General features: G+C 47.2%; 6 protein-coding genes and 3 rRNA genes. All 9 read right to left on the reverse strand.

Going from position 1 to position 11,629, the window contains the following annotated elements; translation table 11 throughout:
- Window positions 1-276 precede the first annotated feature (276 nt).
- Window positions 277-392: ribosomal RNA gene (gene rrf, locus FIV04_RS14525) — 5S ribosomal RNA — on the reverse strand.
- 94 nt (window positions 393-486) lie between these two features.
- A 23S ribosomal RNA gene (locus FIV04_RS14530) occupies window positions 487-3,376 on the reverse strand.
- A 327-nt stretch (window positions 3,377-3,703) separates the two neighbouring features.
- A 16S ribosomal RNA gene (locus FIV04_RS14535) occupies window positions 3,704-5,256 on the reverse strand.
- Together the 16S, 23S and 5S rRNA genes form the textbook arrangement of a ribosomal RNA operon.
- 487 nt (window positions 5,257-5,743) lie before the next feature.
- The gene (gene fre, locus FIV04_RS14540) at window positions 5,744-6,457 is read right to left on the reverse strand and encodes an NAD(P)H-flavin reductase (protein ID WP_152469453.1); all 714 of its coding nucleotides are present in this window, start codon (window positions 6,455-6,457) and stop codon (window positions 5,744-5,746) included.
- 20 nt (window positions 6,458-6,477) lie between these two features.
- Window positions 6,478-6,747 carry a 2Fe-2S iron-sulfur cluster-binding protein gene (locus tag FIV04_RS14545; RefSeq protein WP_032552274.1) on the reverse strand — a complete coding sequence of 90 codons (270 nt, stop codon included), beginning with the start codon at window positions 6,745-6,747 and terminating at the stop codon, window positions 6,478-6,480.
- Entirely contained in the window at window positions 6,744-8,588 is a 1,845-nt protein-coding gene (gene ubiD, locus FIV04_RS14550) for a 4-hydroxy-3-polyprenylbenzoate decarboxylase (protein WP_152469454.1), read from the reverse strand. The genes FIV04_RS14545 and ubiD overlap by 4 nt, the downstream gene beginning before the upstream one ends.
- A gap of 96 nt (window positions 8,589-8,684) precedes the next feature.
- On the reverse strand, window positions 8,685-9,680 hold the full coding sequence (locus FIV04_RS14555) for a hypothetical protein (RefSeq protein WP_152469455.1): 996 nt from the start codon (window positions 9,678-9,680) through the stop codon (window positions 8,685-8,687).
- 113 nt (window positions 9,681-9,793) lie between these two features.
- The gene (gene rho, locus FIV04_RS14560; RefSeq protein WP_032552271.1) at window positions 9,794-11,053 is read right to left on the reverse strand and encodes a transcription termination factor Rho; all 1,260 of its coding nucleotides are present in this window, start codon (window positions 11,051-11,053) and stop codon (window positions 9,794-9,796) included.
- 196 nt (window positions 11,054-11,249) lie between these two features.
- A complete protein-coding gene (trxA, locus tag FIV04_RS14565; protein WP_152469456.1) occupies window positions 11,250-11,576 on the reverse strand; it encodes a thioredoxin TrxA in 327 nt (108 codons plus the stop codon).
- Window positions 11,577-11,629: the final 53 nt, after the last annotated feature.

Here is an 11,629-nt window from a genome sequence, read left to right on the forward strand (position 1 = left end):
GATTCGAATTGGTCACTCAGTTCATTGAAATCAAGTTGAAACCGAAGTTTCTATTTTGATATTCATCAACGAGTGCCCACACAGATTGATAGGTTTAAATTGTTAAAGAGCTTTGCTATCAACGCTTTAGCGTTGAAGCGGATGCGTATAATACGCGATTGACTCTGTAAGTCAACATAAAACTCTATCTTTTTTCCTTCAGATTTTGAAAATCTAAAAGCAAAGGTTAGAACTTTATGGTGACTTGCTTAGATACTAAGCAAAGTCGAAATTAAAGCCTGGCGATGTCCTACTCTCACATGGGGAAGCCCCACACTACCATCGGCGCTATTGCGTTTCACTTCTGAGTTCGGCATGGAATCAGGTGGGTCCACAACGCTATGGTCGCCAAGCAAATTCTTAAAATCTGGAAAGCTGTTTCTTGTTCTCTTCAAACTCATTCAAGCGTTTGTATCTTTGAGTCCATCAAAACCCCTTGGGTGTTGTATGGTTAAGCCTCACGGGCAATTAGTACAGGTTAGCTCAACGCCTCACAGCGCTTACACACCCTGCCTATCAACGTTCTAGTCTTGAACAACCCTTTAGGACGCTTAAAGCGCCAGGGAAGACTCATCTCAGGGCTCGCTTCCCGCTTAGATGCTTTCAGCGGTTATCGATTCCGAACTTAGCTACCGGGCAATGCCATTGGCATGACAACCCGAACACCAGAGGTTCGTCCACTCCGGTCCTCTCGTACTAGGAGCAGCCCCCTTCAATCTTCCAACGCCCACGGCAGATAGGGACCGAACTGTCTCACGACGTTCTAAACCCAGCTCGCGTACCACTTTAAATGGCGAACAGCCATACCCTTGGGACCGACTTCAGCCCCAGGATGTGATGAGCCGACATCGAGGTGCCAAACACCGCCGTCGATATGAACTCTTGGGCGGTATCAGCCTGTTATCCCCGGAGTACCTTTTATCCGTTGAGCGATGGCCCTTCCATTCAGAACCACCGGATCACTATGACCTGCTTTCGCACCTGCTCGAATTGTCATTCTCGCAGTCAAGCGGGCTTATGCCATTGCACTAACCTCACGATGTCCAACCGTGATTAGCCCACCTTCGTGCTCCTCCGTTACTCTTTGGGAGGAGACCGCCCCAGTCAAACTACCCACCAGGCACTGTCCGTAATCCCGATTCAGGGACCAACGTTAGAACATCAACACTACAAGGGTGGTATTTCAAGGACGACTCCACCACATCTAGCGACGCGGTTTCAAAGTCTCCCACCTATCCTACACATGTAGGGTCAATGTTCAGTGCCAAGCTGTAGTAAAGGTTCACGGGGTCTTTCCGTCTAGCCGCGGGTACACTGCATCTTCACAGCGATTTCAATTTCACTGAGTCTCGGGTGGAGACAGCGTGGCCATCATTACGCCATTCGTGCAGGTCGGAACTTACCCGACAAGGAATTTCGCTACCTTAGGACCGTTATAGTTACGGCCGCCGTTTACCGGGGCTTCGATCAAGAGCTTCGACCGAAGTCTAACCCCATCAATTAACCTTCCGGCACCGGGCAGGCGTCACACCGTATACGTCATCTTACGATTTTGCACAGTGCTGTGTTTTTAATAAACAGTTGCAGCCACCTGGTATCTGCGACTCTCGTCAGCTCCATCCGCGAGGGACTTCACCGATAAGAGCGTACCTTCTCCCGAAGTTACGGTACCATTTTGCCTAGTTCCTTCACCCGAGTTCTCTCAAGCGCCTTGGTATTCTCTACCCGACCACCTGTGTCGGTTTGGGGTACGATTCCTTACAATCTGAAGCTTAGAGGCTTTTCCTGGAAGCATGGCATCAATGACTTCACCACCGTAGTGGCTCGACATCGTATCTCAGCGTTAATGAAGAGCCGGATTTACCTAACTCTTCCGCCTACGTACTTGAACCTGGACAACCGTCGCCAGGCCCACCTAGCCTTCTCCGTCCCCCCATCGCAATTGTAAGAAGTACGGGAATATTAACCCGTTTCCCATCGACTACGCCTTTCGGCCTCGCCTTAGGGGTCGACTTACCCTGCCCCGATTAACGTTGGACAGGAACCCTTGGTCTTCCGGCGAGGGAGTTTTTCACTCCCTTTATCGTTACTCATGTCAGCATTCGCACTTCTGATACCTCCAGCAGCCCTTACAGACCACCTTCAACGGCTTACAGAACGCTCCCCTACCCCGCATACTAAAGTATGCAGCCGCAGCTTCGGTGTATAGCTTAGCCCCGTTACATCTTCCGCGCAGGCCGACTCGACCAGTGAGCTATTACGCTTTCTTTAAATGATGGCTGCTTCTAAGCCAACATCCTGGCTGTCTGAGCCTTCCCACATCGTTTCCCACTTAGCTATACTTTGGGACCTTAGCTGGCGGTCTGGGTTGTTTCCCTCTCCACGACGGACGTTAGCACCCGCCGTGTGTCTCCCGGATAGTACTTACTGGTATTCGGAGTTTGCAAAGGGTTGGTAAGTCGGGATGACCCCCTAGCCTTAACAGTGCTCTACCCCCAGTAGTATTCGTCCGAGGCGCTACCTAAATAGCTTTCGGGGAGAACCAGCTATCTCCAGGTTTGATTGGCCTTTCACCCCTAGCCACAAGTCATCCGCTAATTTTTCAACATTAGTCGGTTCGGTCCTCCAGTTGATGTTACTCAACCTTCAACCTGCCCATGGCTAGATCACCTGGTTTCGGGTCTATATCCAGAGACTGAACGCCCAGTTAAGACTCGGTTTCCCTACGGCTCCCCTAAACGGTTAACCTTGCCACTGAATATAAGTCGCTGACCCATTATACAAAAGGTACGCAGTCACCCTCGAAGGGCTCCTACTGCTTGTACGTACACGGTTTCAGGTTCTATTTCACTCCCCTCACAGGGGTTCTTTTCGCCTTTCCCTCACGGTACTGGTTCACTATCGGTCAGTCAGTAGTATTTAGCCTTGGAGGATGGTCCCCCCATATTCAGACAGGATATCACGTGTCCCGCCCTACTCGATTTCACTGATTATGATGTGTCGGTTACGGGGCTATCACCCTTTATTGCGAGACTTTCCAGACTCTTCACCTGCATCATTAAAAGCTTAAGGGCTAATCCAATTTCGCTCGCCGCTACTTTCGGAATCTCGGTTGATTTCTCTTCCTCGGGGTACTTAGATGTTTCAGTTCCCCCGGTTTGCCTCTTGTTGCTATGTATTCACAACAAGATACTTACTTATGTAAGTGGGTTTCCCCATTCGGAAATCCCAGACTCAAAAGGTTTTTACTACCTAATCTGGGCTTATCGCAAGTTAATACGTCCTTCATCGCCTCTGACTGCCAAGGCATCCACCGTGTACGCTTAGTCACTTAACCATACAACCCGAAGAAGTTTCGAGTTGATGATAAATCACCAAGGTTTTTGGTTGTAACAAGAAGGGTTAATTCTCATTACGTGTTTGCCGGACTCAATTTTTGCTTTTTATTTTCACTTTTAAAAAGTGAAGACAAAAAGCCAAGACACTTGAATGTGTTTGTGTTGTGTTTATCTAAAAGATAAACATTGAGAACTTTTAATTTGATTTAAATAACTGTGTTATTTAAATCAGTCAGCTTTCCAAATTGTTAAAGAGCAATAATAGCTCGAAGCTTTCGCTTCAAAACCATCAATCTGTGTGGACACTTATCGTGAACATCTTCGTATAAGGAGGTGATCCAGCCCCAGGTTCCCCTAGGGCTACCTTGTTACGACTTCACCCCAGTCATGAACCACAAAGTGGTGAGCGTCCTCCCGAAGGTTAAACTACCCACTTCTTTTGCAGCCCACTCCCATGGTGTGACGGGCGGTGTGTACAAGGCCCGGGAACGTATTCACCGTAGCATTCTGATCTACGATTACTAGCGATTCCGACTTCATGGAGTCGAGTTGCAGACTCCAATCCGGACTACGACGCACTTTTTGGGATTCGCTCACTCTCGCGAGTTGGCTGCCCTCTGTATGCGCCATTGTAGCACGTGTGTAGCCCTACTCGTAAGGGCCATGATGACTTGACGTCGTCCCCACCTTCCTCCGGTTTATCACCGGCAGTCTCCCTGGAGTTCCCGACATTACTCGCTGGCAAACAAGGATAAGGGTTGCGCTCGTTGCGGGACTTAACCCAACATTTCACAACACGAGCTGACGACAGCCATGCAGCACCTGTCTCAGAGTTCCCGAAGGCACCAATTCATCTCTGAAAAGTTCTCTGGATGTCAAGAGTAGGTAAGGTTCTTCGCGTTGCATCGAATTAAACCACATGCTCCACCGCTTGTGCGGGCCCCCGTCAATTCATTTGAGTTTTAATCTTGCGACCGTACTCCCCAGGCGGTCTACTTAACGCGTTAGCTCCGAAAGCCACGGCTCAAGGCCACAACCTCCAAGTAGACATCGTTTACGGCGTGGACTACCAGGGTATCTAATCCTGTTTGCTCCCCACGCTTTCGCATCTGAGTGTCAGTATCTGTCCAGGGGGCCGCCTTCGCCACTGGTATTCCTTCAGATCTCTACGCATTTCACCGCTACACCTGAAATTCTACCCCCCTCTACAGTACTCTAGTTTGCCAGTTTCAAATGCAGTTCCGAGGTTGAGCCCCGGGCTTTCACATCTGACTTAACAAACCACCTGCATGCGCTTTACGCCCAGTAATTCCGATTAACGCTCGCACCCTCCGTATTACCGCGGCTGCTGGCACGGAGTTAGCCGGTGCTTCTTCTGCAGCTAACGTCAAGAGATGCCGCTATTAACGACACCCCCTTCCTCACTGCTGAAAGTACTTTACAACCCGAAGGCCTTCTTCATACACGCGGCATGGCTGCATCAGGCTTGCGCCCATTGTGCAATATTCCCCACTGCTGCCTCCCGTAGGAGTCTGGACCGTGTCTCAGTTCCAGTGTGGCTGATCATCCTCTCAGACCAGCTAGGGATCGTCGCCTTGGTGAGCCATTACCTCACCAACTAGCTAATCCCACCTAGGCATATCTTGACGCGAGAGGCCCGAAGGTCCCCCTCTTTGGCCCGTAGGCATTATGCGGTATTAGCCATCGTTTCCAATGGTTATCCCCCACATCAAGGCAATTTCCTAGGCATTACTCACCCGTCCGCCGCTCGACGCCGTTATCGTTCCCCGAAGGTTCAGATAACTCGTTTCCGCTCGACTTGCATGTGTTAGGCCTGCCGCCAGCGTTCAATCTGAGCCATGATCAAACTCTTCAATTTAAGATTTTGTCGACTCAATGAATACTGATTACATTCCCTATTCTTACGAATAGTGACTGTGAATTGACTGTGCCGAATCTTACGATTCGAATTGGTCACTCAGTTCATTGAAATCAAGTTGAAACCGAAGTTTCATTTTTTGATATTCATCAACGAGTGCCCACACAGATTGATAGGTTTAAATTGTTAAAGAGCTTTACTTTTTCGAGGCTTACCTCTCAAAGTGGACGGCCATTCTAGCGAATTAACATTCAGTGTCAAACACTTTTTGAAAATTAATTTTTTCGAATTTTCGTCTTACTGATTACTGCTGAAGCCTTGTGGCGCCTGCCGTGTCAGTGAGGCGGCATTATAGAGATACCTAAGAACTTGGCAACTACTTTTTCATAAAAATTGAATAAATAGGGGTTAACTGCCTAATAGTTCATCAAAACCAAAAAAAGAGAGCATTTCTGCTCTCTTTTTGAACGAATTAATACGCTTTTAGTTAAATAAATGCGTAGGCATCAGCGTACATATGCTCGCGTTTCGCATCTTTTTTCTCAGTAAACTGTTCTCTTGCAGCGCCTGCCATTTCAAAACGACCTGCAATATAGATGTCGTAATCAGCCAGAGACTCAAAGTTATGGTTAATTGCTTCTAGCACATTACCGGTTTGACCGTTCCATGCTGCTGGTGCGTCTTCTACTACTGGCACGAAGTGAACATTGCTGTGCTTTTCTGCAATCTCAGTTAGTTCTGCTTTCGCGTAAAGCTGGCGCTCATCTTTAGCACCCCAGTATAGGTGAATCTCTTTTTGGCTATTCTGGGCGATACAGTGATCAAGAATAGAACGTACGTAACTGAAACCCGTACCACCAGCTACTAGCAATAGTGGACGATCGCTCTCTTCTTTTACCCAAGCGTCACCGTGAGGCGCATCAATCGCGATATCTCCATCTTCTGCTAGCGCTTTTTGCATAGCTTCTACTACTTCTAGTGCGTAAGCGTTATGTTCTGCGGCACCGATATGTAGCTCTAGTTCACCTTCGTGACGGCAAGGGCTGCTCGCAATTGAGAATGGGCGCTTATCTTTCTCGCCCATCTCTACCATAAGGTATTGACCAGCTTTAAATGCTACTGGGGTTTCTGGGTGAAGTAGAATCTGGTACGTGTTACACGCCAACGGCTCGATAGACTTCACTTTACATTTAATTGTCATGCTATTCCTCTCACAGACCTTTAATCAGCAAAGGTCAGGACTAAATTACTTTCTGCTATTGCTTGGCAAGCGAAGATCCAACCTTGTTGCTGCTCTTTCTCTGTAAGCATTGGCTCAAGGTGGTAACTGACTTGCCCTTCTAGTTTTTTGCACATGCACATCGCACAAGCGCCGACTTGGCAACGGTTAGGGAAGTTAATGTTGCTGTTGAGCGCAGCATCCAACACCGTTTGCCCTTTTTCTATATCGAAGGTGATATTTTCTGGATACAAGACTACTTGGTAGCTCATAAGATTCCTAGTTGTTCCCAGATACTATCAACTTTTTCGACAATCTTTGGATCTTTTGTAATGGGTGTGCCCCACTCGCGTCGACACTCTTGACCTTGAATCTTATTCGTCGCATCCAATCCCATACGAGACAGTGAAGATGGTTGTGATTCAAAAATCGTATCGCGCGCCGGATCCATTCGCGTGGTGATCGCCCAGATAATATCGTTCCAATCACGAACATTAACGTCGCCATCACACACAATCACGAACTTGTTATCAGCAAACTGCTGCCAGATGGTTTCCATCACTTCTTTTGCATGATGCGCCTTCGCTTTCTCAATAGAAACCACGACCATGCTGCTATTGTTATTTTGCAGATGGATATCGATGATTTCTGGATGAGCTTGCTTGATCTGTTTTAGCGCTTGCTCGCATACCGGCTTGTCTTCACTTACAGCAGAAGCTTCAGGAGACAGTTCAAGCTCAGCATCCCACTTCTTGGTGATATCCAGCCCCATCTTAGAGCCTAAGCCCACAACTGGAGATGCAAAGTCGAGAGAATCAATAGGGGTGCTTTCTATCATCAATGTGTCACGCTTAGGGCTCATATGTTCCGCCATCGCTGCAGTGACTTCAGACCAATCACGTGCATTAACACTCTCATCGCATACCAGTACAAACTTGGTGTACATGAACTGACGTAAGAAAGACCATACCCCCATCATCACGCGCTTTGCATGACCCGGGTACTGTTTCTTCATGGTCACTACTGCCATTCGGTACGAACATCCTTCAGGCGGTAGGTAGAAATCTTCTATTTCAGGGAACTGCTTTTGCAGAATTGGCACGAACACTTCGTTCAGCGCAACACCTAATACTGCAGGCTCATCTGGCGGACGGCCTGTGTAGGTGCTGTGATAAATAGGGTCTTTACGCATAGTGATATGAGTAATGGTAAACACATGGTGTTTCTCTTTCTCATTGTAGTAACCCGTGTGATCACCATATGGACCTTCATCAGCAAACTCGTTCGGGTCGATATAGCCTTCCATCACAATCTCTGCGCTGGCTGGCACTTCTAGATTATTACTAATCGATTTAACCACTTCCGTTTTGCTACCACGCAGCAGACCAGCAAACGCGTACTCAGACAGAGTATCTGGCACTGGCGTTACCGCACCTAGAATGGTAGCAGGATCAGCGCCAAATGCGACAGATACTGGGAATGGTTTACCTGGGTTGGTTTCCATCCAATCACGTAGGTCGAGAGCGCCACCTCGGTGGGCAAGCCAACGCATGATGATCTTATTCTTACCAATCTTCTGTTGGCGGTAGATACCCAAGTTTTGGCGTTTCTTGTTTGGCCCACGAGTAACCGTCAAGCCCCAGGTTAGTAGTGGCGCGACGTCGTCCGCCCAGCAGCTCATTACCGGAACTTTATCGAGATCAACCTCGTCACCCTGCCAAACGATCTCTTGGCACGACGCTTTACGCAAGCGCTTGGCTGGCATGTTTAGGACTTGCTTAAAGACCGGTATTTTTTCTATCGCATCTTTAAAGCCTTTTGGCGGCTCTGGCTCTTTAAGATAAGCCAGTAGCTTACCTACTTCGCGTAACTCTTTAACGTCCTGACGCCCCATACCGATAGCCACACGCTCCGGCGTACCAAATAAGTTGGTCAACACAGGCATGTTATAGCCAATTGGGTTTTCGAATAACAATGCAGGACCACCAGCACGTAATGTACGATCGCTGATCTCTGTCATTTCATAATCGGGGTCGACAGGGTGAGAAATGCGCTTTAGCTGACCAATCCCTTCTAGGTGATCAATAAAGTCGCGTAAATCCTTATAACTCATAGGGCTTCTAATGCTGATTAATCTGCAAGCAGTATAACAAAAAGGGGCATCCTGAGATCCCCCTTTTTAGTAAGGTTATTGCGAGGTAAAACCCAGTTACGGTAGCACTTTCTGGATTACAGAGCTTTTAACTTGTGGGTTATCGTTAACTAAGTCTTGTAGCCACCCCGTGTGACCTTGTTTAGCTAACTCACGTGCGACCAACGAGGCGTCGTCTGCTATCGCCATGCGAGAGACTAGAAATGCTTTTACCTCTTCCGAAAGTGGGTTCACTCTTGTGAGTAAGGTGATCGCTTCTTCTTTTAGGCGTGGGTTCTTAGTTGCTGCCATCACCTGCTCTAATGCGAAAGGTTCTTTGCTTTCAGCCAAACGTACTAGCTCTGCTTGACTATGATAGTCGGCTTTCATCTTCCACAGGATTTGGTAGACCTCAGGGTCTTCGCTGACTTGTGCCAAGCGTACTACCACTTCTGTTGATGGTAACCAACTCACGATTGGCGACTCGGTTAACTGTTTAGCTAGGTAATCAACCGCCTCTGGAGACAAACTATCGAGTTCACGAACTAACAATGCTTCTCGCGTTTGAACCAGATGGTCCGCTCCTGTTAGCCACGACTTTAAATCGAGATCTTTCTTTTCAGCATTTAATACAAATACCAGGGTATTTTGGTCTTCGCGGAACTGTTTGATAAGACGGTTAGCAATAGATGGGTAGTTAAATGCAGGAACCGTAAATTCGTAGCCATCACCACGCTCTAAAACTTGGTAGGTAGGTGTAATCGCGAGCTGTTGCTCGACAAAGATCGACATCTTAGGAGTAAGAACGATACCTTGCTGCTCTATCTTTTTGAGCAGTTGATAGCGCGCGACTTCCTGCTGGGGAAAGGTAAGACGCTCAAGGGCAAAGCGCAATGAGTTCACTTCATCGCGCATCACTAACTCTAGAAACTCTGAGGTCTTTTGTTTTACTTGGTCATTCTCCAGCCATGTTTCGACTGTTTGAGGAGACATCTCTGTCGCGAACGATACGCTGACAGGTGTAAATAACAGTGAAATAGACAGGAGTATTGACGACAACAGTCCATGTTGCATTTTAACTTCCTTGTAACACTTTTGGTTATTCTGCAAGCTACTCGCCAAAAATGCAAATAAAAAGCGCTACCAGTGGCAGCGCTTCATAGTCGTTCTAGATAACGATATCTAACTTATTGACGACGCATTGCGTCGAAGAACTCATCGTTAGTCTTCGTCATCGCTAGCTTGTCGATTAGGAATTCCATTGCATCGATTTCGCCCATTGGGTGAACAATCTTACGTAGGATCCACATCTTCTGCAGTTCATCGTTCTTCGTCAGTAGTTCTTCACGACGAGTACCAGAGCGGTTGAAGTCGATTGCAGGGAAGACACGCTTCTCAGCGATCTTACGGTTCAAGTGGATTTCCATGTTACCTGTACCCTTGAACTCTTCGTAGATAACTTCGTCCATCTTAGAACCGGTATCAACCAGTGCAGTTGCTAGGATAGTTAAGCTACCACCCTCTTCTACGTTACGTGCAGCACCGAAGAAACGCTTAGGACGGTGTAGTGCGTTCGCATCCACACCACCAGTCAGTACTTTACCTGATGAAGGTACTACGGTGTTGTATGCACGTGCTAGACGAGTAATAGAGTCAAGTAGGATAACAACGTCTTTCTTGTGTTCAACAAGACGTTTCGCTTTCTCGATAACCATTTCTGCAACTTGTACGTGGCGAGATGCTGGCTCATCGAAAGTCGATGCAACTACTTCACCTTTAACTAGGCGTTGCATCTCGGTTACTTCTTCTGGACGCTCATCGATAAGAAGTACCATCAGCTCACACTCAGGGTGGTTGTGAGCAATGCTTTGTGCAATGTTCTGAAGCAGCATTGTCTTACCCGCTTTAGGCGGAGCAACAATCAGACCACGCTGACCTTTACCAATTGGTGATGCAAGGTCTAATACACGTGCTGTGATGTCTTCAGTAGAACCGTTACCGCGCTCCATAACCATACGCTCGTTAGCGTGTAGAGGGGTAAGGTTTTCAAATAGGATTTTGTTACGAGCGTTGTCTGGTTTGTCGTGGTTTACCGTGTTTACTTTAAGCAGAGCAAAGTAACGTTCGCCATCTTTAGGTGGGCGAATCTTTCCGGCAATTGAGTCACCAGTACGTAGGTTGAAACGACGAATCTGACTTGGCGATACGTAAATGTCGTCAGGGCCAGCTAGGTATGAGCTGTCTGCGCTACGTAGGAAACCAAAACCGTCTTGCAGAATTTCTAGAACACCATCACCGAAGATGTCTTCACCACTTTTTGCATGTGCTTTAAGGATGGAGAAGATAATGTCCTGTTTTCTTAGACGAGCTAGGTTTTCTAGGCCTAGGCTTTCGCCAAGTTTAACAAGTTCAGATACAGGTCTGTTCTTCAGTTCTGTAAGATTCATTGTGGTGGATGCTTGTTTAGTCAAAATAAGATCTGTTTTCTAGTTAAGAGGGATTCGGTCACAGGATCGACCAAGAAGAGAAATTTGTTCAATTAACGTGCGATAAATTATCACTAAAACTAAGCCTAGTCTATAGCTTAGAAAAAACAAAACCGTGCATTTGTTAACTGCACGGTTTCTTTTTATTGCTTGCCTATTATAGGTTCGCGTCTAGGAACTCTTTCAGTTGAGTTTTAGACAGAGCACCAACTTTAGTTGCTGCTACGCCACCATCTTTGAAAAGAAGTAGCGTTGGAATACCACGGATACCAAACTTAGGTGGTGTACCCGCGTTTTGGTCGATATTCAGTTTACCGATAGTGAGCTTGCCTTCGTACTCGTCGGCGATTTCATCAAGAATCGGCGCAATCATTTTACATGGACCACACCATTCCGCCCAAAAATCAACAAGAACCGGGCCTGCAGCGTTGATTACTTCGTTATCAAAACCTTCATCAGTAAGCTGCAAAATCTTATCACTCATCTTCCACTCCAATGTGTTTTTTAGAACTGGTTGGATGATAACCAGTAAATAGA

This window comes from Vibrio sp. THAF190c (assembly GCF_009363355.1).
Classification (GTDB): domain Bacteria; phylum Pseudomonadota; class Gammaproteobacteria; order Enterobacterales; family Vibrionaceae; genus Vibrio; species Vibrio fortis_A.

What these genes read in the sequence shown, in the direction of transcription:
- FIV04_RS14545 (WP_032552274.1), bottom strand. Translation starts at nt 6,747, where the DNA reads ATGAGCTACCAAGTAGTCTTGTATCCAGAAAATATCACCTTCGATATA.
- trxA (WP_152469456.1), bottom strand. Translation starts at nt 11,576, where the DNA reads ATGAGTGATAAGATTTTGCAGCTTACTGATGAAGGTTTTGATAACGAA.
- fre (WP_152469453.1), bottom strand. Translation starts at nt 6,457, where the DNA reads ATGACAATTAAATGTAAAGTGAAGTCTATCGAGCCGTTGGCGTGTAAC.
- rho (WP_032552271.1), bottom strand. Translation starts at nt 11,053, where the DNA reads ATGAATCTTACAGAACTGAAGAACAGACCTGTATCTGAACTTGTTAAA.
- FIV04_RS14555 (WP_152469455.1), bottom strand. Translation starts at nt 9,680, where the DNA reads ATGCAACATGGACTGTTGTCGTCAATACTCCTGTCTATTTCACTGTTA.
- ubiD (WP_152469454.1), bottom strand. Translation starts at nt 8,588, where the DNA reads ATGAGTTATAAGGATTTACGCGACTTTATTGATCACCTAGAAGGGATT.